23 protein-coding genes are annotated in these 24,231 nt (G+C 38.4%); 17 read left to right on the plus strand and 6 right to left on the minus strand.

What is annotated here, in order from left to right:
- Positions 1-291 precede the first annotated feature (291 nt).
- From M998_RS15420 to M998_RS15430, 3 genes are all read left to right on the plus strand, one after another.
- Positions 292-1,188, plus strand: coding sequence for a diaminopimelate dehydrogenase (locus M998_RS15420; RefSeq protein ID WP_068909681.1), 897 nt, complete (start codon positions 292-294; stop codon positions 1,186-1,188).
- A 168-nt stretch (positions 1,189-1,356) separates the two neighbouring features.
- Positions 1,357-2,100 (plus strand): hypothetical protein, encoded by a 744-nt coding sequence (locus M998_RS15425; RefSeq protein ID WP_068909683.1) that lies wholly within the window; start codon positions 1,357-1,359, stop codon positions 2,098-2,100.
- A 49-nt stretch (positions 2,101-2,149) separates the two neighbouring features.
- Positions 2,150-2,836 carry a hypothetical protein gene (locus tag M998_RS15430; RefSeq protein ID WP_068446260.1) on the plus strand — a complete coding sequence of 229 codons (687 nt, stop codon included), beginning with the start codon at positions 2,150-2,152 and terminating at the stop codon, positions 2,834-2,836.
- Positions 2,837-2,903: 67 nt separating this feature from the next.
- Here the strand turns inward: M998_RS15430 and M998_RS15435 are convergent, their stop codons facing one another.
- Both M998_RS15435 and M998_RS15440 read right to left on the minus strand, forming a co-directional pair.
- Positions 2,904-3,731 carry a phosphoenolpyruvate hydrolase family protein gene (locus M998_RS15435; protein WP_068446258.1) on the minus strand — a complete coding sequence of 276 codons (828 nt, stop codon included), beginning with the start codon at positions 3,729-3,731 and terminating at the stop codon, positions 2,904-2,906.
- A 15-nt stretch (positions 3,732-3,746) separates the two neighbouring features.
- A complete protein-coding gene (locus tag M998_RS15440; protein WP_068909685.1) occupies positions 3,747-4,622 on the minus strand; it encodes a Tm-1-like ATP-binding domain-containing protein in 876 nt (291 codons plus the stop codon).
- Between the two features lie 676 nt (positions 4,623-5,298).
- On the opposite strand from M998_RS15440, the gene M998_RS15445 reads away from it, so the two are divergent.
- Together M998_RS15445 and M998_RS15450 are read left to right on the plus strand one after the other, a co-directional pair.
- Positions 5,299-5,931, plus strand: coding sequence for a TetR/AcrR family transcriptional regulator (locus M998_RS15445; protein WP_068446254.1), 633 nt, complete (start codon positions 5,299-5,301; stop codon positions 5,929-5,931).
- Positions 5,932-6,126: 195 nt separating this feature from the next.
- On the plus strand, positions 6,127-7,164 hold the full coding sequence (locus tag M998_RS15450; protein ID WP_068909687.1) for an AbrB family protein: 1,038 nt from the start codon (positions 6,127-6,129) through the stop codon (positions 7,162-7,164).
- Positions 7,165-7,218: 54 nt separating this feature from the next.
- Here M998_RS15450 and M998_RS15455 read toward each other — a convergent pair whose 3' ends face one another.
- The gene (locus M998_RS15455; RefSeq protein WP_068446250.1) at positions 7,219-7,566 is read right to left on the minus strand and encodes a YacC family pilotin-like protein; all 348 of its coding nucleotides are present in this window, start codon (positions 7,564-7,566) and stop codon (positions 7,219-7,221) included.
- A 383-nt stretch (positions 7,567-7,949) separates the two neighbouring features.
- On the opposite strand from M998_RS15455, the gene cueO reads away from it, so the two are divergent.
- Positions 7,950-9,593: a multicopper oxidase CueO gene (cueO, locus tag M998_RS15460; protein WP_068909689.1), complete on the plus strand. Its 1,644-nt coding sequence runs from the start codon at positions 7,950-7,952 to the stop codon at positions 9,591-9,593.
- Positions 9,594-9,766: 173 nt separating this feature from the next.
- On the plus strand, positions 9,767-10,303 hold the full coding sequence (gene hpt / locus M998_RS15465) for a hypoxanthine phosphoribosyltransferase (protein ID WP_068446246.1): 537 nt from the start codon (positions 9,767-9,769) through the stop codon (positions 10,301-10,303).
- An 81-nt stretch (positions 10,304-10,384) separates the two neighbouring features.
- Here the strand turns inward: hpt and M998_RS15470 are convergent, their stop codons facing one another.
- Positions 10,385-11,284, minus strand: a complete 900-nt coding sequence (locus M998_RS15470; RefSeq protein ID WP_068909691.1) for a LysR family transcriptional regulator — start codon at positions 11,282-11,284, stop codon at positions 10,385-10,387.
- 131 nt (positions 11,285-11,415) lie between these two features.
- Here M998_RS15470 and M998_RS15475 point away from each other — a divergent pair, with 131 nt between their 5' ends.
- Positions 11,416-12,951, plus strand: coding sequence for a BCCT family transporter (locus M998_RS15475; protein ID WP_068909693.1), 1,536 nt, complete (start codon positions 11,416-11,418; stop codon positions 12,949-12,951).
- 8 nt (positions 12,952-12,959) lie between these two features.
- The gene (locus M998_RS15480; RefSeq protein WP_068909694.1) at positions 12,960-14,087 is read left to right on the plus strand and encodes a mandelate racemase/muconate lactonizing enzyme family protein; all 1,128 of its coding nucleotides are present in this window, start codon (positions 12,960-12,962) and stop codon (positions 14,085-14,087) included.
- A gap of 138 nt (positions 14,088-14,225) precedes the next feature.
- On the opposite strand, the gene can is transcribed toward M998_RS15480, so the two are convergent.
- Entirely contained in the window at positions 14,226-14,879 is a 654-nt protein-coding gene (gene can / locus M998_RS15485) for a carbonate dehydratase (RefSeq protein ID WP_068446244.1), read from the minus strand.
- A 269-nt stretch (positions 14,880-15,148) separates the two neighbouring features.
- Here can and M998_RS15490 point away from each other — a divergent pair, with 269 nt between their 5' ends.
- The 8 genes from M998_RS15490 to M998_RS15525 all read left to right on the plus strand — a co-directional run bounded on the left by M998_RS15490 (position 15,149) and on the right by M998_RS15525 (position 23,687).
- Positions 15,149-16,090: an ABC transporter ATP-binding protein gene (locus tag M998_RS15490; protein ID WP_068909696.1), complete on the plus strand. Its 942-nt coding sequence runs from the start codon at positions 15,149-15,151 to the stop codon at positions 16,088-16,090.
- Complete coding sequence (locus tag M998_RS15495; RefSeq protein ID WP_068446240.1) at positions 16,087-16,857, plus strand: ABC transporter permease; 771 nt, start codon at positions 16,087-16,089, stop codon at positions 16,855-16,857. The genes M998_RS15490 and M998_RS15495 overlap by 4 nt, the downstream gene beginning before the upstream one ends.
- Positions 16,858-17,641: 784 nt before the next feature.
- A complete protein-coding gene (locus M998_RS15500; protein WP_068446238.1) occupies positions 17,642-18,187 on the plus strand; it encodes a fimbrial protein in 546 nt (181 codons plus the stop codon).
- 51 nt (positions 18,188-18,238) lie between these two features.
- Positions 18,239-18,916 carry a fimbrial biogenesis chaperone gene (locus M998_RS15505; protein WP_082913041.1) on the plus strand — a complete coding sequence of 226 codons (678 nt, stop codon included), beginning with the start codon at positions 18,239-18,241 and terminating at the stop codon, positions 18,914-18,916.
- Between the two features lie 21 nt (positions 18,917-18,937).
- On the plus strand, positions 18,938-21,517 hold the full coding sequence (locus tag M998_RS15510; protein WP_068909699.1) for a fimbria/pilus outer membrane usher protein: 2,580 nt from the start codon (positions 18,938-18,940) through the stop codon (positions 21,515-21,517).
- A gap of 21 nt (positions 21,518-21,538) precedes the next feature.
- Positions 21,539-22,561 carry a fimbrial protein gene (locus M998_RS15515; protein WP_068909701.1) on the plus strand — a complete coding sequence of 341 codons (1,023 nt, stop codon included), beginning with the start codon at positions 21,539-21,541 and terminating at the stop codon, positions 22,559-22,561.
- 13 nt (positions 22,562-22,574) lie between these two features.
- Positions 22,575-23,123 carry a fimbrial protein gene (locus M998_RS15520; protein ID WP_166696107.1) on the plus strand — a complete coding sequence of 183 codons (549 nt, stop codon included), beginning with the start codon at positions 22,575-22,577 and terminating at the stop codon, positions 23,121-23,123.
- 9 nt (positions 23,124-23,132) lie between these two features.
- The gene (locus M998_RS15525) at positions 23,133-23,687 is read left to right on the plus strand and encodes a fimbrial protein (RefSeq protein WP_068446229.1); all 555 of its coding nucleotides are present in this window, start codon (positions 23,133-23,135) and stop codon (positions 23,685-23,687) included.
- A gap of 70 nt (positions 23,688-23,757) precedes the next feature.
- Here the strand turns inward: M998_RS15525 and panD are convergent, their stop codons facing one another.
- Complete coding sequence (gene panD, locus M998_RS15530; protein ID WP_068446227.1) at positions 23,758-24,138, minus strand: aspartate 1-decarboxylase; 381 nt, start codon at positions 24,136-24,138, stop codon at positions 23,758-23,760.
- Between the last annotated feature and the right edge of the window lie 93 nt (positions 24,139-24,231).

A 24,231-nucleotide genomic window follows, 5' to 3' on the forward strand; every position in this document is an offset into this window, starting at 1 on the left:
AACCTTTATAAAAGTAAGAATAGGAATAAACAGAAACGTGGCGCTGATTCTACCTCTATTTCATTAAGGAAAATAGGGTTTAAATTCGACTATTTTACGAGATTATAGAAAGGGTGAATACTTTGTTTACTATTAATGATTCTGTTAAATTCAATATAGACCTGTCAAACTTCACGTTACAGTGAATTTTGTGGGAGATGTAGCTCGCAGATCATCTCACTGCAATTTGAATTATTTGGAGGGACAAATGATTAAATGCAATCAACAGCATCAGTATATTAAGGATAAAAAATGACAAAAATTAAAGCAGCAATAGTGGGATACGGCAATATTGGCCGTTATGCGCTAGAAGCTGTTCAGGCAGCCGAAGATTTTGAATTAGTCGGTATCGTTCGCCGTAATACTCAAGATATCCCCTCAGAGCTTTCAGCTTACCCTGTTGTGGATGATATTGAAAAGTTAGGGAAAATTGATGTTGCTCTCTTATGTTCACCGACGCGTGCGATAGAACCTTTAGCAAAAAAAATCCTCAGCCTTGGGATCAATACCGTAGACAGTTTTGATGTGCATTCTGATATTGTTGCATTAAAAAGAAGTCTTGATGATGTAGCGAAACAGCATAATAGTGTCGCCATCGTTTCGGCGGGTTGGGATCCAGGTTCTGACTCCATCATGCGTACATTAATGCTGGCTATGGCGCCTAAAGGAGTTACTTTTACTAACTTTGGTCCTGGAATGAGTATGGGGCACAGTGTTGCCGCGAAAGCGATTGAAGGTGTAAAAGATGCACTATCGGTTACCATCCCATTAGGTACGGGCGTACATCGCCGTATGGTTTACATCGAGTTAGATGCAGGTGCTAAATTTGATGAAGTTGTCAGCGCGATCAAAGCGGATAGTTACTTTTCATCGGATGAAACACACATTCGTCAAGTTGATAGCATTGATGCCCTGAAAGATGTCGGACATGGCGTGCATATGACGCACAAGGGGGTTTCAGGGGCAACGCATAATCAATTATTCGAATACTCAATGCGAATCAATAACCCTGCGTTAACCTCTCAATTTATGGTTTCTGCTGCCAGAGCAACAATGAAGCAAGCGGCGGGTGCTTATACCGTGATTGAAATTCCACCAGTGCATTTTTTACAAGGTGATCTCGATAGCTTAATTGCCAAATTAGTATAATCCTGTAACGGCTAGCATGGCATGAACGTGATTAAAATCGTCATGCCATTTTTGTTTCTTTATTAATTCAGATTTTAGCCACTATTTATTTATCATATTATTAAGTAACGTAGGTCTATCATAATTCAAATTATTGGCTGACCGCGTGATTTTTTTATAGGGAAATTAATGGATAAGGGATCTGAAGGTGGTATGAAAAATAAACGTAGCCGTAACCGCAAAGAACAAGGCTTTTTTCCTAAAAATGCTTCGATAAAAACAGTTAAGGAAAGCACACATTCTTTTAATATCCTACGTACTTTTTCTAAGTTAATTAACTATGGTTTTTCCCTTTTTTATGTGGGTTTTATTTTATCAGTTTGGTTTTATCCTGAATATTATAACGCTGAGATCATCTATAACCTGACCATAATCCTTATTTTTGAATTTATTCTCGTGCACTCAGGTGTGTTTATGGCAGTTATTCAAAATAAACTGGCGCTGGCGGGTTTTGCGCTATTTTATGGGATATTTGCCCTCGCCATAAATACATCCGTATTGGGTGATGCACCCATCATCCTTTATCTTTATAGCGCGACTGTGATTAATCGTATGGTCTTTGGTCTTACAAGCCGGACGCCACAAGAGCGCCAAGAAAATATGTTATATTCAGCTTTGATGGCGCTAAACTTTATGTTTTGCATATTCGCAGCTTTAATCCTATCTTTTATGGTTCCCTATGGGGGATTAACGCCAAGCTATTTATCGTCAATTAGCTATTTTGATGTAATGAGTTCAGGTGGCGAATTCCCTGAAAAGCCTCACGTCGCCTTTGCATTTGGTGTGATGTATTTTTCGATGCCCGTTATTATGCCTATGATTATTTGGTTTTTTTCTCGTTGGTATAAATCGAGAAAGCAAACTTCGGCTTAATGTATTTAGAAAATAAGTTAAGTTTTTAGTCTCAGCATGGAGCAAATAAATGGCAAGGAAACCAAAGAAAAATAATCGACGAAATTTGGTTAAGGCAGCTAATCCAAATTATCGTGATAAAAAGCGGGTGGTAGCAACTCAATATGAGCAACAAGGATTGCTGAGCAAGTTACCGGTAATCGTTGATCATGGCTTAAGTGTTTTTTACATATTATATTTAGTATCACTCTGGTTTTATCCACAATGGTCAGGTGCTGACGTTGTGTATAATATGGTACTCATACTGTTATTCGAATTTATTTTAGTGCACATGAGCACCATGATGGGCGTTGTTCATCGTGGATTTTTCTTTGTATTTATTGCTATTATTCTTGGTGTCGTTGCAATCATATTTCATACGACACAAATAAACTCTTCAGCTATTTTGTATCTCTATGCGGTCACGTTGATAAACCGTATTATTGTTGGTAGAACGCAGCCCTATAATTTTAACGCTTTTGATGAAGGAATTGCTAAATTAAGGCATTACGTTGCCTGCTTTATTATTGCTGTCTTTCTGACTCGTTTTTTACCCGTAGGTGGGCTAACGGAATCTTTTTTGGTGTCCAATGGTTATTATGATGCTTTAAAAATGACAGGAATGACTGAACAGCCATTAATGATTATTCAATTTGGGATAATTTATTATTCAACTTCATTACTTTGGACATTCTGGCAGTATTTAAAGCGGAAATAGGGAATAAAAAACGCCTACCGAAGTAGGCGCCTGGTGTTGGCAATACAAAATGTAAAAATAAAAAGGCCTAGCGAGTAATTGATTTGAATTTTTGTGTTGTTTCAGTTAGTGCAACTTCAGTTGGTAAACGCTCCATCGAGCTTGCCCCATAAAAGCCATGACAATCTGGGCAGTTAGCTAAGATATATTCAGCATCTTCAGGAGTGGCAATTGGACCACCGTGGCAAAGTACAATCACATCTTCACGAACGGATTTAGCGGCTTTCGCCCAATCATTAATTAGAGGGACACAATCTTTGAGTGTGAGCGCGGTTTCTGCACCAATATTACCTCCGGTAGTTAATCCCATATGTGGAACGATAATATCGGCACCGGCTTCAGTCATCGCAATCGCATCTTCTCGGCTAAAGACATAAGGTGTTGTTAATAAGTCTTTTTCACGTGCCATGCGGATCATGTCGACTTCGAGTGCATATCCCATGCCGGTTTCTTCAAGGTTGGCTCTGAAGTTACCATCAATTAAACCCACGGTTGGGAAGTTTTGCACACCAGCGAAACCCGTCGCTTTGATATCATCAAGGAATTTATCAAATTGGCAAAAAGGGTCAGTGCCGTTAACACCAGCAAGTACAGGTGTTTGTTTTACAACGGGAAGAACTTCTTTAGCCATATCCATAACGATTTCATTTGCATTGCCATAAGCGAGTAGGCCAGCAAGAGAACCACGGCCTGCCATGCGATAGCGACCTGAGTTATAAATAACGATTAAATCAATGCCGCCGGCTTCTTCACATTTAGCTGACAAGCCAGTACCCGCACCACCACCGATAATGGGCTCGCCACGGGCGATCATCTCTCTGAAATTTTTCAGTAAACTTTCGCGGTTATGTTTCATGAATGAACCTCTGTATTATTTGTTCAATATTTCCTGGTGTAATTGAATGACCTGATCACAAAATTCAACTGAATTCACATGATAAGGACTTAAAACTAATTTTCTTTTTTCGGTTGTCATCAAATTTTCGCTGAGTGAATCAATAAAGGCTTGATCAGCGGCAGGATCCCAAAATGGAGCACCTTCGATATCAAGGGCAGAGAAACCCGCTGTTGGTACGATAAAACGAATTTCACCTTCACAACGGTTTAGTTTTTCAGCAATCCAACGACCCATTTGTCGATTTTCTTCTAAGGTCGTTCTCATCAAGGTCACTTGCGAATTATGATGGTAAAAATTTCTATCTCGATATTGCTCAGGAACGGTTGCTGGACGCCCAAAGTTCACCATATCTAAAGCACCACAAGACAAGACACAAGGGGTTTTAGTCCGAGCAATAGCACCGAAACGGTCTTCATCACAGGCGAGTACACCGCCGAATAAATAATCACAAACTTCAGTTGTCGTGATATCGAGAACTGAATGCAATAGGTTACTATCAATCAGTTTTTCCATTGCTTTACCGCCACTGCCAGTCGCATGGAATACTAAACAATCATATTCATCTTCTAATTTAGCGGTAAGCTCTTGTACACAAGGTGTTGTGACACCAAACATTGTTAAGGCTACTGCTGGTTTTAATTCAATGGCTTCAGCGTCATCATTATCAAACCAAACCGATCCGGCAATTTGATTCGCTGCATTTTTTTCTAATTGTGTTGGCTGCGTTGTTAGGTCAACAGTACGGACGGTTAAACCCGCTTTTTTTATTAGGTCACTAACATAAAAAATTTCGGCACTTTTCGTGTCCAGCGTAGTGGCTATATAGATAAATCCGTGATGCTTTTTCATAGAAAAATCCTTTCAGATTGAATAAGGAGTTTAATTTTCCATCTTAATGAGACTATAGTATCATTTTGGTACTTTGTAAAATGAGATTGCAGTCTCATTTTTGGGTTTATCGCTTCGACGAATAATGATAAAATCAGTATCTTATTGATAAAGCATGATAATTAAGTATTGATATAATTATATGCTATAAGTATTTATAATGAATAAATACCACTATTTTCATATTGTTAGTGAATGATTTTTTGTATTTTATTGTAATAGCTAATTAATTTGTTATTTTTTATGAAGTTTATAAATCAAATTATATTTTGTAGATTAGTAAAACTTGTGCTTTCTTAAATAAATTAACTAGACTTGGGGTTGTTGATCTTTGAGGGGCAATTTTCATTCGAATTAAAGACCCTTTCTTTAAGGTCAAAGTAGGCAAGGCGAGAGGTTCGCCGCTTAGTAAACTAAGCAAGAGCCACTCAACGTAGAATAAAATGAGTGAAACGTTCTTTAATCGAACCCGAAGAGCCGCTTTTGATGTCCTTTTTTAGTTGAAATAGTGGTTATTGTTAATAATCAATATAAATTTTAATTAGGTTGATTGTTTATTACACTTTTTATTTTGTGAAAATAAGCAGCAAAGATCAACAGCCCCTAATGCTAAGATAAAGTATGTTAAGGATAAATAATGCCGCAAACTCACGTAATTCCTGAATATAAAGGCACGAGAAAACGTACTTATATTTTATTAGTAACCACCGCTCTCGATTTATTTGAAAAAGGTGCTATGCCTTCTGTTTCCGACCTTGCACTAGAGGCTGGTGTTTCTCGTGCAACCGCTTATCGTTATTTTCCAACACAAAGCGACTTAATTGCAGCCACCGTGAATGCCAGTTTAGGCCCTATTTTAACTTGGCGACCAAAAAGTGAAAAAACAGAAGAACGTATTGATGAGCTCTTACAATATGCATTTCCACGTATGTTTGAACATGAAGGGGTATTGAGAGCGGCATTACAAGCGTCATTACAGCAGTGGGCACTTAATCGTTCTACTTTTCAGGATCCGAAAGATAAGCGCCTTGAAAGGGGAAATCGAAAAGATATCCTCAAGATGGTCACCTCGCCAATGAAAGATGAATATCCAACAGAGATTGTGGATAAAGTGATTAAAGCTTTTTCGGTTATTTATGGCTCAGAAATATTTTTAGTTTTAAAAGATATTTGGAAGTTAGATAACCATCAGGTCACTGAAATTGCACAATGGATGGCTAAAGCGGTTATTAATCAAGCTACGGAAGATAATAAAAATCTCCAGAGATAGTCATCATGTTTTGAGGCTTGAATGCAAAATCAAAACCTGACAAAGGGTAAAATGACAGTGAATAGTTGCTATAGTGACGAATAAATAAAAACGACGGCTACTTAACGGTATTATTGTGATATAAATTAAGGCTATCCTCTTAATGCCAATCAAATTTTTGGGCATATCACGAATCGTCTTAGTGGTTAGTATGATATGATAAAATCAATAAAAATGCTTATTGGAATTGCGACCTGCTCATTAATTGGCGGTGCATTAACCTTCATGGGAATACCATTAGCATTAATGTTTGGCCCGATTATTACGATTATTATCTTTCATCGTTTTGGTTTTTCTTTCGCTATCCCTAAGCACACGATTACTTTTGTTCAGGTTGCCCTTGGAACATCCGTTGGTTTGATGTTTAACCAAGTGTCTTTGAGTGAAGCTGACAATCTATTTTTACTTTTGTTTATGTTGGTCGTTTGTTTGGCGGTGCAGTTTTCATTTAGTTTTTTTTGGTTTTATCGAAAAGTCGGTTGGACAAAACAAGAAGCGATGCTAGGTTCTGTGCCCGGTGCGATGGCCGCTATTTTAGCACTGACCGACCACACCCATACGCCACCACAAAAAATTGTAATCTCCCATACTATCCGCTTAATTATTTTAATTCTGTTAGCAGGTATTGTTGTGGGCAGTAATGGGGATCCTCAACCTATTATTGAGCTCCCAGATTTGACGATTAAATCGACGTTTTGGCTATTAGTGATTGTCGCTGTTGGGGTGATTTCTGGGATGCTATTGCAGCGATTAAGCGTTCCTGCACCTTATATGTTGACGTCGCTAGCTTCTGCAACCTTAATTCAAGGTTGGTTAGATATACCGCTTAATTTTCCATTAATGTTGACTGAGCTGAGTATGGTGTTAATTGGAATGAATATCGGGAACCATTTTGTTGTTTTCCCGCTTTCATCTTTAATCAAAAATATTTACTCCTCTGCCCAAGTGGTTGTCATCAATATTGTACTAACCATCCTTATCACGGTATTTGCTTCATGGTTAACCGGCTATGATATGTCTGTTTTATTGTTGGCATGGGCGCCGGGTAGTATGGAAGCAATGACATTCGCCGCGATAACGATGAACCTTGATGCCGGATTTGTTATGTCGAACCACATCATCAGAATGGTAATCATTCAAAGCATTCCGTCGATTGCATTGTTTTGGCAGGAAAAAAAGGCGAAAAAAAAGTAAGCTGAAGGGGGAACATGCACTTATGTATTAGGCATGTTTCCATGACTGCCTGCTCTATTTGACGTAAGCAAATAACCCTAATGAGTCACGAGCAAGAGATTGGCATTTGAACTCCCTTTCTAGGGGGATCCCTTTTAGGTCGTTGTAGCTTTCTTTATTAAGCGCACTCATTTGGGTGGAATTATAGTCACTAAGATCCCACTTATTGCTATTAGCAAAGTAAATAATCGCACGTTCAATTTCCCTGTCAGGGATTTGCGAGTACCCACAGTCATATTTTAAATAGATGAAAACCGCCGTAAGATCAGCCAGATCCTCAGCTTCATTTGGGGTAAGAGCTCTGGCAGTATGCGTTATCCCTAACAGAGTTATCAAGCAAGACATTACTATAAATTTGCGCATTCGGTATTGTATCTTTTTTATGTCAAGTTTCGTTATTAGCGTAAGAACATATCCGCCATATTTAAGTTACATGGTTTGCATCGTGATATCAAAGTCGTTCTTGGTGGCTCAGATTAACGGCTATTTACTTTTTTGAGATAAACTTTTGCCACTTATATGCAACTAAGAAGTATGGATTATTTTGTGTATAGAAGTGTTAGTCAATACGCGTTTTCTTAAAGTAGTGTAATAAACCCATAATTAGTGAGTGGGTATGTTGACCTTCCTGTAGGGGGAGGCTTTATCATTCAACTATTAAACCACGTTTTGGTAAGAAAGGGTAATTTGCCACTTACCATCCACTCCCTCAGATTTTTGATTTGATAAATAAAGGAAGGTTATCAATGTTACGTCGCGACTTTCTGAAGTTAAGTGCTATCACTTATGCGGCTAGTGCGTTGCCTCTTTGGAGCAAAATGGCCGTCGCTGCCGAAAATTATCCCGCCCTCGCTATTCCACCATTACTTGAGCCGGATGCTCAAGGTAATATTCAAATTGCTATCAAGCAAGGCACCTCTGCATTTGTCCCGGGAAAGAAAACAACAACTTGGGGTTACAACGGCGACCTATTAGGTCCTGCGCTTAGTTTGAAGAATGGGCAGAATGTTAATATCAATATAGTCAATCAATTACCGGACGAAACCACGGTGCATTGGCATGGTCTTGAAATATCAGGTGAGCAGGACGGTGGCCCACAGGCTATTATTGCCCCAGGCGCCAGTCGTAAAGTGAATTTTACTATCTCACAGCCAGAGTCGACCTGCTGGTTTCACCCCCATACACACGGACAAACCGGCTATCAAGTTGCGATGGGGCTCGCCGGTCTTGTGCTAATCAAAGATGAAGATAGCACTAAGCATGGCTTACCAAGCGAATGGGGCGTTGATGATATTCCTGTTATTTTACAGGATAAGCGCCTCAATGATGATGGTCAAATTGATTATCAGCTTGACGTGATGAGCGCCGCAGTCGGTTGGTTTGGCGATCTGATGCTGACTAATGGTGCTGTTTTCCCTAAACATGTTGCGCCAAAAGGTTGGATCAGACTTAGATTACTGAATGGATGTAATGCTCGTAGTTTGAATATTTCCACGAGTGATGGGCGAAAAATGTACGTGGTCGCCAGTGATGGCGGGCTACTTGCTGAACCTATTGCGTTATCAGAGTTGCCTATTTTAATGGGCGAGCGCTTTGAAGTATTGATAGATGCATCTGACGGTCGTGCATTTGATTTAGTGACCTTGCCTGTTGAGCAAATGGGTATGACCATCGCACCATTCAATCAACCCCTACCTGTTTTACGTATTGAAACCACAATAAGTGGTAGCGAAGGAAAGCTCCCTTCAGTACTCGCAGCAATGCCTGCCATCCCATCTCTAGCAGGGCTAAATCGCCGCCGATTCCATTTAATGATGGATATGCGTTTAGATATGCAAGGGATGATGATGTTACGTGAAAAATATGGCGACCAAGCGATGGGAAACATGGGTGGTCATGGGGCGATGATGGGCAATATGATGTCAGGTGGCAATCAATCCATGGGGCAAGGCAACATGAACCACGGCAATATGAACCACGGCAACATGGGTAGTGGTATGCGTAATGGTGGTGGACATTGTGGTACAGGAACGGGTGATTTAGATATTCATAATGCCAATACGATCAATGGGCAAGTTTTCTCCATGACACATCCAGCCTTTAATTCACCGATTAATCAGCAAGAAATCTGGGTTATTTCAGGTCGTGGCGATATGATGCTACATCCATTCCATGTTCATGGTACACGTTTTCGTATATTGAAAGAGAATGGCAAAGCCGTTGAGCCTCATCGTCAAGGCTGGAAAGATATTGTTCGTGTTGAAGGGCAAGTCAGTGAAGTCCTTGTTGAATTTAAGCATCCAGCAACGCAACAACATCCGTATATGGCACACTGTCACCTGTTAGAGCATGAAGATACAGGCATGATGATGGGCTTTACCGTTAGCTAATTCATGTGAACTAAAGCCAATATAACAAAGAGCGATGAATTTTCATGGCTCTTTTTGTTTTTATCAGGTGCCGTATTGTGATGCGAAATTTAAGTCTTGTGTTCGATATCGCGTCTTTATCCTGTGTATGCTAAAATTACGCGCTTTCCATTCTCATAGATGCGTGATTGAAGATGAAACATACTCTTGAAGTAATGATCTCCGAAGAGGAGATTGCACAACGAATTAGTGAATTAGCCGATAAAATTAGTTCGCATTATCAACAGGTTGATGGTGAACTGGTTCTTGTCGGATTGTTAAAAGGCTCCTTTATTTTTATGGCAGATTTGTGTCGTAAAATTAGTGTTCCTCATGAAGTCGATTTTATGACGGTATCCAGTTATGGCAATGCAATGACATCGAGCCGTGATGTGAAAATTGTTAAAGACTTAGATGAAGATATTCGCGGTAAACACGTTTTGATTGTTGAAGATATTATTGACTCTGGCAATACCTTAAATCGAGTCCGTGAAATTTTCGACCTCCGTGGGCCAAAATCAGTGGCAATTTGTACACTATTGGATAAACCTTCACGTCGTGAAGTTGATGTGCCTGTTGAATGGATTGGTTATTCTATCGAAGACAAATTTGTTGTCGGTTATGGAATTGACTATGCACAGCAGTATCGCCATCTGCCTTATATTGGCCATGTGACGTTACTCGAAGAGTAATATATCTTGCATGGGTTAAAATAGAAAAAGGACAGCCAAGCTGTCCTTTTTGTTTTTTTCTATTAAATCAAGTTATTATGGCTATTTGTACTCATTCAATGTCAATGAGTTTACAAAGTGAATAAATGATTTTGCTTGTTCTGATAGCTTTCTATTTTTCTTAGTCAAAATATAATAAGCTTTATTGTGCCTAACTTTTAAATGAGGTAAGGGTAAAACGAGCTGGCCGGATTTAATATATTCTCTAACAAGAGGATAGCCACATAGTGCCACACCTATACCGGCGATAGCTAATTGCATTAAAATATCAGACTCACCTACTATATGACCTGTATTTAGGTTGATACCCTCACAAGGATGATATTTAAGCCAATAATTCCAATCTGAATAATCCCTTTCATGTAATACTTTTACGTTAGCTAAGTCACTAATTTCGCTTATGTCATGTCTTTTCATGAATTCAGGAGAGCAGACGGGATAATAGTCCATGCTGGATAAAAATTGGGCGTCAAATTCATCCCATGAACCTTCCCCCCACTTTATGGCTAGATCAGTTCCTATTGAAAAATCTAAATGGTGAGTTGTCAGTGTTTGTCTGAAGATAATATCTTGGTTCTGAGCGAGAAATGAGGGTAACTCAGGGGATAGGATTACACGATTCCACACGGGTTCAGTCTCAATAATGAGATATTTACTCGTTGGATTTTGATGATAGTTTTTAAGCACCTCAATTATCTGATCAAATGGCGCCTGAACTTGCTCAAGTAGCATTTTTCCAGACTCAGTCAGCTCAACTTTTTTAGAATTTCTAAAAAAAAGTTGGGCTTTTAAAAGGTCTTCCAGTTTAGCTATCCGCTGGCTGATTGCTGACTGAGTGAGACGTAGCTCACGAGCAGCAAAAGTAAAACTACCATTTTCAGCGACACACTTAAAGGTAAGAAGCCAAGAAAGTTGAGGGATCCTTGTTATATCACTACGCATTTTTACACCATAAATTAGTATTTGTAATGCTTCTATAAGCAATATTGGTTTGTGTATTAGCTTCGCGTAGCCTTAAATCACTCTGGATAATCGAAGCACCCACTCAAAAACTCAAACCAATGGGATGTATTATGAAGGTTAAAACCAAAGTACCACCTCATGACAATGTACCTGTCAAAAATGACATAGTGCTGATCGCCATTAGTATGGTTGTCGTTATTTCTACAATTATTTTATTGATGTTGTACCCAGCGTCATCACAGAAGCTTGCCGAAAGTATGTTTAAAGGCCTTACGAGCTCCCTTGGATCGGTTGTTCAATTACTAGGCTTTGGTTGCGTCATCATGGCAATTTTAATCGCTAGTAGCAAATATGGAACAATTAAACTAGGGGAAGGTAATCCGGAATATTCCAATACGAGTTGGATTTTCATGTTTATTTGTGCAGGGTTAGGCTCTGCGACTATGTATTGGGCTTTTATGGAGTGGGCTTACTATTATAGTACTCCAGGTTTAAATCTGACGCCAGAAAGTAAAGAATCCCTTCGAACGAGCCTTTCATATGTTTTTTTTCATTGGGGACTAACGCCTTGGTCAATTTATGGTATTGCATCTTTGGCGATGGCATACCATTTTTATATCAATAAAGCTAAGGGGCTCAATTTATCTTCATTAATTGCCTCTATAACGGGTATTTCTGAAAAAGGGCCGCTAGGAAAAATTATTGATTTAATCTTCTTATTTTCAACCTTTGGCGGACTAGTTTTAACAACCACAATTACGGTTGGTACTGTTTCTGCTGGGTTATCAAGCATCTTTGGTTTTGAAAATAATTTTATGCTTAAAATTATTCTACTTGCCATAATTACATTAACGTTTTCACTCAGTTCATACATTGGTATTGATGGTGGAATGCAAAAACTAGCTAAGGCTGCATGTGGAATGACGCTGGCCTTTGGTTTGGTTGTTATGCTACTGGGAAATACGTCTTTTATTGTCGATAATTTTATCAATAATTTAGGTTTAACACTGACAAACTTTGTCCATATGAGCTTATTTACGGACCCGATAGGTCAGGGAAGCTTTAATAAAGACTGGACAGTATTTTATTGGCTCTATTGGATAACATATACGCCAGGTGTTTCAATTTTTATAACTCGAGTATCGAAAGGCCGTACAATCAGAGAGTTAATATTAGGTTTAATCCTTGGTGGTTGTGCAGGGTGCTGGTTTTTCTTTGGCAGTTTAAGTGGCTTTGCAATTGATTTATTCAATACTGGAGTTGTCAATGCCCCTGCACTTTTACAAGCAAACGAAGGTGAACTTGCAGTTGGACAAATCCTTTCTCAGCTACCTTTAGGGACTTTCTTTTCTCTATTTTATTTCCTATTAATGATTGTATTTCTTGCTTCTCATTTAGATGCAACAGCGTATACCGTCGCTGCAGTAAGTAGTAAAGGATTACGACAAGGCCAAGATCCAGCAAAAGGGTTACGTATATTTTGGTGCATCATGCTCGGATTAATCCCGTTAGCGATGTTATATATCAATGCATCACTTTCAACGTTAAAAACCGCAGTAACGCTTACTGCTGCCCCATTCATAATTATTCTTATTATCTGCGCCATTGGTCTTATGAAATGGCTTAAAAATCACGAGTTTAAGTAGGGTTGAAAATGAAAATTATTGATGTTGACGTCATTTGGTTACGAGTCCCTGAGTTATTTGATGAATGTGAATGGGGGGAAGATGCCGTCATTATTAAGATAACAACAGATATTGGAATAGTTGGGTATGGGGAAACGGATAGTTCTCCGTTGGTTGTAAAGTCTATTATAGAAACGCCATCGTCACACTCGACTTGTCGAGGGTTAAAAGAAATTTTAATTGGGAAAAACCCTCTAGAAATATCTAAATTATGGGATAAAATGTTTACAGAAAGTGAATATATGGGGCGACGAGGAGCCGGAATTCACGCGATAAGTGCTATCGATATTGCATTATGGGATATTGCAGGGCAATACTATCAAGTTCCAGTACATATGTTGTTGGGCGGTAAATACAGAGATAAAATCAATGCATATGGCACATTCATTCCTTCGGATAATGTTGATGATAGTTGTAAAAAAGCATTGAGCCTTGTGGAACAGGGATTTAAAAGTATAAAACTTGGTGGAAATGGTTTCGGTATAGATGCATCAAAAGATTACGACACATTGAAATGTATTCGTGAGGCTGTTGGTCAACACATTGATATTGCAATTGATTTAGTCGGGTTATGGCACAATTTTTCGTATGCTCAAAGTCGATATAAAATGCTCGAAGAATTCAATATTAATTGGATTGAAGAGCCCGTCCCCTCTGACAGACTAAAGTGTTACCGTCGCCTTTCTGATAGCCTGCCAGTTAAAATAACCGGTGGAGAGGCATTAACGAGTTATGCTGAATTTAAGCAGTTTATAGAAGACGCGAATCCTGCAATAGTTCAACCAGACATTACACGCTGTGGCGGAATTACTGAAATAAAAAAAATAAATTTTTTAGCGGAAGAGAATGGAATAAATTTAGTTCCTCATGGATTTAGTACAGGAATTCTTCTTCATGCAACCATTCACTTTCTTGCATCGACCCGCTTTGGCAATTTGATAGAGTACTCTCAAAGTGACAGTCCAATTTATAATGAACTTGTGAAAAATAAAGTGCCAGTTATCAATGGCCAGGTAGAGGTTCCCGATATTCCTGGATTAGGCTTAATATTAAATGAAGATTTTATTAAAGAGTACCGAGTCACTAATCCAAATTAAATAGAAAAAGATATTGTTAACCTATAACCTCACTCTTTGATTGAACTCTCAATATTTGGAGTGGGGTTATAGGTTGATCTAAAAAATCTTGCTAAAAGCAATAAGTTCACGGCCAAAAGGTAATGAAATCATTGCAATTTATTTTTTCTGTGTAAGCTTTGAAATGGCTTCACGATAACAAAGTTCAAGTTTTTCTCGGCTATCTGCGGTCGTATGTAAGTCATGTAAGCGACCATTATTGATACCGTAAACCCAACCGTGGATCATCACTTTTTGCCCGCGTTTCCACGCTGATTGCATAATTGTTGAGTGCCCTAAGTTATAAACTTGTTCAACAACGTTCAGTTCACATAAACGGTCTAGGCGCTCGCAAGGCTTTAATTCACCCAGCATTGAGCTATGTCTGTACCAAATATCTCGGATATGCAATAGCCAGTTATTGATCAATCCTAGTTCAGTGTTATCTACAGCGGCTTCGATGCCTCCGCATCCGTAGTGGCCGCAAATAATGATATGCTCGACTTCGAGAACATCAACGGCATACTGAATAACCGATAAACAGTTAAGATCGGTGTGGATCACTAGGTTGGCTACATTACGGTGTACGAAAAGGTCACCGGGTGCCGCATTGATTAATTTTTCGGCAGGTACGCGGCTATCTGAGCAGCCTATCCATAGGAACCTAGGTTTTTGAGCTTTTGACAATTCTTTAAAGAATTCTGGATTTTCTTCATTTACAGAGGCTGACCATGCTTCATTATTAGCAAACAGCTCTTCAATTTTTCTCATCATGACTTATAGCCTGGTTGTGTTACTTTGCGATAAAATCTCATATATTATTTTTATACAACATTTATTGATAAAATAATAATTAGTTATACTAATTTTAATTTCCTTATGATGAACCACCTATTTAGACATGACAACCCTTAACATATAACATGTTGAATTATCTTTCTTAAATCAATTATCACTTTTCTGCATAACATAGAGCAGAAAAAAGTGGCATCATTAGCTATATTGCCCCCAAACCATCCTAAGAATAAAGGTGTTTTTTATATATGACGTATGCACTTGAGTTATCGCAACTGACCAAAACCTATCCGGGTGGCGTGAAAGCATTGCGAGGAATCGATTTGAGCGTTGAAGATGGTGACTTTTACGCATTACTTGGGCCAAATGGCGCAGGTAAGTCAACTACAATAGGGATTATTAGCTCGTTGGTTAACAAAACCAGTGGCTCAGTAAAAGTATTTGGCTATGATTTAGAAAAACAAGTTGTCCTCGCTAAACAACAGCTGGGTTTAGTACCCCAAGAATTCAATTTTAACCCGTTTGAAACGGTGGTACAGATTGTGCTCAATCAAGCCGGCTATTATGGTGTCCCTCGTGATATTGCCACGCAGCGAGCACAACAATATTTGACTCAATTAGACTTGTGGGAAAAGCGTGATGAGAGAGCACGCAATTTATCTGGCGGTATGAAACGACGTTTGATGATTGCACGTGCTTTAATGCACCAACCAAAATTGCTCATTCTTGATGAACCAACGGCTGGGGTTGATATTGAACTACGTCGCTCAATGTGGACATTTCTAAAGAAATTAAACGCTCAAGGCACAACGATTATTCTGACAACTCATTATCTAGAAGAAGCGGAAATGCTGTGTCGTAATATTGGTATTATTCAGCATGGTGAACTGGTGGAAAATACCAGTATGAAGCAGTTGTTAAGCCAGTTAGAGTCAGAAACCTTTATTTTCGATCTCACATCAAAGAGCCCAATACCGAAATTAGCAGGTTATGAGTCACGGTTAATTGATACCTCAACTCTAGAAGTTGATGTAAAAAGAGAACAAGGGCTCAACAGTGTATTTAGCCAATTAAGTGAGCAAGGTATTCAAATTTTGAGTATGCGCAATAAAGCCAACCGCCTAGAAGAGTTGTTTGTTAGCCTAGTGAAAAAAGAAAGTAACCCTATTCAGAAGGAGGAAATCCAATGATCTCACTGTATTGGGTTGCACTAAAAACAATTTGGATCAAAGAGGTAACCCGATTTGGTCGCATCTGGGTACAAACGCTATTACCACCGGTTATTACGATGTCACTTTATTTTGTGATATTTGGTAATTTAATTGGTTCGAGAATTGGTGAAATGGGCGGTGTGGACTATATGCAATTTATTGTCCCTGGCCTTATCATGATGGCGGTGATCACCAACTCTTATTCGAATGTGTGTTCCTCGTTTTTTGGTTCTAAATTTCAAAAAAATATTGAGGAATTACTTGTTGCACCTGTACCTACTCACGTAATTATTGCGGGTTTTGTTGGCGGTGGGGTTGCTCGAGGGATCTTAGTTGGTTTTCTTGTCACGTTAGTTTCATTATTTTTTATCCCATTACAAGTTCATTCATGGGTGATGATAATTATTACATTGCTACTGACGGCCATTGTATTTTCACTTGCCGGGTTGTTGAATGCGATATTTGCAAAAACCTTTGATGATATCAGCATTGTGCCAACATTTGTGCTGACGCCTCTGACTTATCTTGGTGGTGTATTTTATTCATTAACCTTATTGCCACCATTTTGGCAGGCGGTATCTAAGCTTAACCCTATTGTGTATATGATTAGTGGCTTTAGATATGGTTTCTTAGGAATAGCAGATGTCTCTATTGCCGTCACTTTGGGCGTTTTAATGATTTTCCTAATTGTTTTCTATTTATTGACTTGGTATTTAATTGAGCAGGGTAGAGGACTGAGAAGTTAGTTAAATTTACGTAGTGCTTATTTTGTCATTTAAATAAAAAGAGCTGTACCTGAAAAGTTGATAAAGCTAATGAGGGTACAGCTTTTTATTTTATAAGTATAATTACTAATAAATATTTATAGGTGTAATAATTTATAAGTGAAATCACCTTGTTATTAAGTGATATTAATTGAATAAAATAAAATGATAGAAAAAATAATTATAGTAATTTTCATGCATTATGAAGTTTACAAATGAAAATATTAAATTTTATAAATGAAAAATAAGACTAATCCATTTTTTTGATGGTTTTTTGTTAAAACAAGATAAAGGCGCGTAAATCGGGCATATCATTATATTTGTTATTTAATATCTTTTATTAAACCATAATTGGAGTTTAATACTCATTATATTAATTTTATGTTAAATTTTGTTATTAAATAATAAAAAGTTCGTAGCATTTACGCATCATCAATTATTGTTTATTTCAATGGAAATATTAAGTTACAGTTACTTAAACAATAGCGAGAAATTGTTTTTATTGAATGATAACGTTAACATGATTTATTTTTCTTATTTTATGGTTTTTTATTCTATTTAGTGTGTGATTAGGTGTTTTTTTTGGTGTTATATGTAAGCGCTTATCTGCAATTAACAATTATTACTCGTAATATGGATTTAGTTAAGAAAGACTAATATACTTTTTGTGAATTAAAGCTCAGGGCAATAAATTTAAATTTTATATTTCTAATATTGCAGCTGCAGATAATTAAATATTATTTACTGACACAAAAAGGGGTCAACCATGACGTTTAAAAAAACATTATTAATTACTTCTATTATTGCCGCATCATTTTCGGGAATGGTAAACGCTGCACCTGCAAGTGGTAATGCAACAGGCATGATTCATTTTAAAGGGCAATTTATTGATTCAACTTGTACTGTTGAAGCTAACCATGAAAATAAAAGCGAAGGAACGGTTCAGTTAGGTACATGGATGACTAACACTTTTGATAAAGCCGGTGAATTAACTGATGCGGTTCCATTTACTATTGGTTTGAGTGGCTGTCCTGCAACACTCGGTAAAGCGCGTGTCACTTTTGAAGGTAAAGAGAATGTGGATAATACGGATTTATATACCGTAAGTTCTGCAACGGGCGTGGGTATTGGTATTTCTGGTGACCAAAACGGAACTAATTTCTTCACGCCAAACAGTGAAGTGGATGGAATTCCATTAACAGGTAATTCGGGTGAAAAAACTTATTATGCCCGTTATGTTACAACGGCAGAAGAAGTGACCGCGGGAACAGCAAACGCAGATGTCACTGTAACAATCCAATATAACCAATAATTAACGTTATTAGGGAACGGTTGTTCCCTCCTTTTTCTATAGGGGAATATTTTGAAAAAATCGCTTATCGCTTTATCTCTTTTATGTACAGCAGCAATAAATGCAAATGCAAGTGTGGTATTGGGTGGCACTCGTGTGATCTATGAAGGTGATAAAAAGGAAGCTTCTATCACAGTTAGAAATGATGATAAAACGCCATTTTTAGTTCAATCATGGGTCGATAATTTTGAAAGTCAGGATAAGTCTAAACCGCCTTTCTCTGTTACTCCACCGCTATTTAGAATTGAGCCTGAATCAGCTAACGCAGTGCGAATTGTGTTAACGGATCCAAGACTCCCATCGGATAAGGAATCGGTTTATTGGTTAAATGTAAAATCAATTCCACCATCAGATCCTAATTCAACAAATAGCTTAACTATCTCGATTAATAACAAAATAAAATTAATTTATCGTCCTGCTAATTTGCCAAGCTCAGATGCCTTTACCGCTTATGAGAAACTGAGTTTTGAAAAACAAGGTAATACGCTAAAAGCGAAAAACCCAACACCCTATTATATTTCATTTGGTGAATTTAAGGTGGGTAATAAGCAAATTGATAATCCGGGTATGGTTCCACCAATGGGCGAAGCGTCATGGAATATTTCTGGCATTCAAGCAAATCAAGTGACTTGGAGTGCAGTTAATGACCACGGAACAATGACTCAAGTTAAAACTCAGACATTAAAATAAATAATTGGAAGATTATTCCTTATGCGCCGTATTATAAAACAAAAAAACACACAAAAAGATGGTCATGAAACCATGACATATTCGCATAACGGGTTATTAAATTTTCAATTAAAAAAAGTTTGCCAGGCAATCGCCGCTATTATTGTTGCGAGTGCCAGTATTAATTATGCGATTGCGGATGACTATTTTAGTCCTAATTCTTTAAGTGTTCTCGATGGGCAAAATATTGCTGATTTACAAAGCCTGGATCAATTTTCAAACCCAGGAGGGCAAATTGCGGGTAAATATCATGTCGATATTATTATTAATGGTATGGCGGTTGATTCTAAAGATATAACCTTCATTGATGATAATGCGAGTAAACAGTTAATTCCGGTTTTAACAAAAGAAGAATTAGCATCTTGGGGGGTAAAAGTTAATTCCATCCCTGCACTTTTGGCATTAACTTCTAATCAAGAAATTGGAGCCATTAGTGATTACATCCCAGATGCAAAAACCACGTTAGAGCTTAATCAGCAAAAATTAATTATTTCTATTCCTCAAATCGCCATGGATAAACAGGCTTCAGGCTCAGTCCCTTCGAGTCAGTGGGAAAATGGTGTACCTGCTTTAGTTTTAAATTATTACTACAGCGGGTCAAATAATTGGAACCGTAATGGTTCCGCAGATACTAACTCACATTATTTTAATTTACGTAGCGGGGCTAATTTTGGCCCTTGGCGTCTGAAAAATTATTCAACGTATACAGATAGTTCAGGTCAGCGAGAATGGAAAAATATTGAGACCAGCCTTGAGCGCGGGATCAATTTTTTAAAGTCACAGTTAATTATTGGTGATACGACAACACCTGGGGAAGTTTTTGATGGCTTCCAATTTCGTGGTATTCAACTACAAAGTGATGAATCCATGTTGCCAAATTCCTTAAGAGGGTTTGCACCTATTATTCGAGGCATTGCTCAAAGTAATGCAGAAGTCACGGTTAAGCAGAATGATTATGTAATTTACCAGTCTTATGTGGCTCCTGGCGCATTTGAAATAGATGATCTTTACCCAACCGGAACCAGTGGTGACTTAACCGTGACAATTAAGGAAGCTGATGGCTCAGAGCGTTCTTTTATTGTGCCATTTTCATCAATCGCCATTATGCAGCGTGAAGGGCAATTGAAATATTCTTTAACGGGTGGGAAATATAAATCTAATTCAGATGCTAACGAGCCGGATTTTGTGCAAAGTACCGCGATTTATGGCTTACCTAAAGGCATTACGGGTTATGCAGGTACACTGCTTTCTAAAAACTATCAATCTTACGCTGCGGGTGTAGGGATTAACTTAGGCAGCTTAGGGGCATTCTCGACAGATGTAACGCAAGCAAATACTCAGGATTTAAGAGGGCGTGAAAGTACCGATAGCGGGCAATCATACCGTTTTCAATATTCTAAAAATATGATGACAACGGGAACCTCAGTAACACTCGCCAATTATCGTTATTCTACTCAAGGTTATTACAGTTTTACTGAAGCGAATAGTAACCGTTCTGAGCTATATAGGGATAACAAGAAAAATCGTTTTCAAGTCACACTAAGCCAATCGCTTCAAGAATATGGCAGCATCTATTTTTCAACTTACCAACAAGAGTATTGGAACCGTTCGGGTAAAGACCGCTCCATGGGGGCGGGTTATAACAACGTGCAGGGTGGAATTTCTTATAGTTTAAATTACAGTTATTCCGATAGCCCATATCAACGTAAAGCCGATAACCACTTTTCGTTTTCTGTGACAATTCCACTGGAAAGTGCATTTGGTGGCTATACCTCATTAACGAGTAATATGACGACTGATAATAACGGAAATACTGATGCAACGGTTGGGATCAGTGGCAGTTTACTTGAAGGTAATAACTTAAATTATTCCATTCAGCAGGCGTATGGCAATAAAGAAACTAAAGCTAGCGGAAATGCGTCTGCCTCTTACCGGGGTAGCTTTGGTATCGCCAATGCGGGATATGGCTACGATAGATATTCACAGCGTGCTAACTATGGCCTAACCGGTGCGATTGTTGCTCACCCATATGGAGTGACCTTATCACAACCTATCTATGATTCATTTGCCATTGTTAGAGCACCGGGTGCTGAAAACGTGAATGTTTCTAACAGAACAGGGGTTGCTACTGACTGGCGTGGTTATGCCATCGTGCCTTACTTAAATGCTTATACTAAGAATGAAGTCTCTCTTGATGTGAGCTCGTTACCTGACAATGTTGAGTTAAAAACTAACACAGTAACCGTGGTTCCAACAAAAGGCGCTGCAATACTCGCTAACTATCAAACACATGTCGGTTATCGCTTATTATTTAATGTGACTGCGAATGGTAAACCCGTGCCATTTGGTGCGATGGCTCAGTTAGCTCAAGCTGATGGGCAAAGTATTAGTTCGGGTATTGCCGATGAAAATGGGGATGTCTATCTCAGTGGAATGCCAGAAAAAGGTAGCTTACAGGTCAAGTGGGGAAAAAATGACCAAGACCAATGTATTGCGGATTATCAATTAACGGCAGAGCAGCTAAAACAGCATTTGCCTATTTTACCGGTCAATTGCCGTTAACTATTTGAATAGGCTTTAAATATGAATATTAAATACATTATCAGCGCTATCGGTATCGCTTTATTTTCACTTAATGCACTCAGTGCTGGCAACTTCCGCGTTAATTTAGGTGATTTAGATATTAATGCTGCTGCACATAAACTTCCACAAGAAGCAATGTTAGGCAATGGTTGGAAAATGTTCGAGCCAAATGAGAGTAATGGGGTCTGTATCGCTGATAACTCAGGGGAATTTACTTATCTTCCGCAAGTTAATGGTAAATCAACGGGATTATCTTTTAAAGATGGTTCCGGTGATTACCCCGTTTTTAGCTCGAATATTGATGGGATTGGTTATGCGGTTGGTGTTAGACAAAAAGGCACTAGTCGTTGGTATCCTTTAACCGGCAATAATAGCCCAATAAGTGCGGTTGATGGCACATCAATATTATTACTTGAGACAAGAATGGTTTACGTTAAAACAGTGCAAGGTAATATTGATGGCAAGGAGAATGCATCGACTCAATTTGAGCCAATTAGAGTGCAGTGTAATGGAAACTTAAATTGGGAACATAGATTAGGCGAGATACTACCCACGTCAACAATTGTGAAATGGGCGGAAAGAACCTGTGATGTAAAGACAACTCGCCAATCGGTTAATTTAGGTATTCATGATTTAGCAAAGGTTCGTTCATTAAAAGTCGGTGAGACTTTTGGCCACGCACAACAATCAATTACGATTGATTGTCCAAGTAAAATGTCAATTTTTTATACAATTGCTGATAATTTTCATCCTAGCAATATTAGTACCAATGTAATTTATTTAGAAAATGAAAACGAAAATCCGGGTTTTGGCGTACAAATTTTTGAGTCTGGAAAATCAACCCCACTAAGGTTAGGGGGTGACAGGTCTCTATCGAGTGCTCACTTGTATTCGCTTTTAACGACAGGTGCTGTTAGCCAAGTGGTCAATAAAACCTTTGATTTCAAGTATGTAAAATTATCTGATGACGTTAAAGCCAGCAATGGTAATGCTCAGGTAACTGTTACCCTTGTGTATAAATAAAATGGGTAATTCAATGATGAAACAGATAATTAATTTATTATTAATCAGTGTATTGTCAATCTGCTCTTTCTCATCCTTCGCTGTAGATTATGTAACTAAGGCTAAATTTAGAGGATCAATTAAAGGTGGAACTTGTAAGATTGTGACAAGTAATTTAAATGTTGATTTGGGCACTTGGTTATTAACGAATAATGGCAGCAACTTCCCCAAAGATAGTACAACGGACTGGGTGGAATTTGATTTATCGTTCAATTGTGGCTCTGATGGTAGCCAAATATCCGGCAAGCTAGAAGGGACTCCAGCATCAGATAGAAAATTATTTGAGCTTGATGATATCGCTGGAAAAGCGACAGGTATGGCAATTGAAATTGAAGCTTATTCAACAGAACGTAATCGGTGGGAAGCTAAAAGTACAAATCAAGTCAGTGTATTGCTAAGTTCTAAAGCGGCTTCTACTGGTTCGAATAACGTGAAGTTTAGGGCTCGTTATAAGCAACTAGGTTCGAGTGCTACCGCGGGAAAAGCGAATGCATCAATTACATTTGTTGTGCAAAATAATTAAGGAATAGCGATGAACTCAATAATGAAAGTATGTGCATATTTCTTTTCTATTTTGGCGTTAATTTTCTCTACACAAGCGATGAGTTATGATGCGGTATTCAATGTAACTGGGGCTGTTCGAGCCGGAACATGTAAATTAACATCCTATGTTGCATATGATATTTTTCTCGGTGATCATTTGATTGGCGCAAATGGTTTCGGTAATAGCAAAGGTTCGAAAACGAAAGAAGTTGAATGGGTTATGTCGTTTGATTGTCCTGAAAATTCAGGTGTATATATCCGGCCACGAGGCAATACGTATTCATCGTCAGAAGATACCATATTGTCTTTGGACTATATTTCAGGAAGTACGAGTGCTAAAGGTTTGGGAATTGAAACGTCATATAGTAAGAATCGCACTAGCTGGTATGCAATGCGGTTATATAGCAATATCACGGTGCATGGAAGATTTGAACCCGCAGGATCAACAACAATGTATTTTAGGTCGGTTTACAAGCAAATGGATGCAACAATAACACCAGGCATTGCCAACGCCACTTTAAATATTGATGTTACTTATGAGTGAGGTTGGCGGCATTTATTAAACCTCAACAAGCGTAGTAATGTTGAGGTTAGCAAATTAGCAAGAACGTAACTTAAGCAACTTGAACTGGCACCGCTTTCGCAATACGGCTCATGGTATTATTTTCATCAAAATAAGCCACGTTAGGCTTATGATGGCGAGCATCTTCATCATCCATATTCACGTATGAACAAATAATTAGTTTGTCACCAACTGCGGCGCGGCGCGCCGCAGCACCGTTGACTGAAATAATTTTAGAACCGCGTTCTCCAGATATCGCATAGGTAGAGAAACGCTCACCATTGTCGACGTTATAAATATCAATCGCTTCATACTCAAGAATGCCGGCTGCATCCATAAAGTTTTGGTCGATAGCACAAGAGCCTTCGTAGTGAAGGTCAGCTTGGGTGACGGTGACTCGGTGGAGTTTGCCCTGTAACATTTTTCTCTGCATTTTATCCTTCCTCATTTTATCCTGCCTCATTCAAGCCACAGCGTTGTTGGCTGCATTCAGCTACTCGGGTCACATACTTATGTATGCTTCCCA

Source organism: Providencia heimbachae ATCC 35613 (assembly GCF_001655055.1).
Taxonomy (GTDB): Bacteria; Pseudomonadota; Gammaproteobacteria; order Enterobacterales; family Enterobacteriaceae; genus Providencia; species Providencia heimbachae.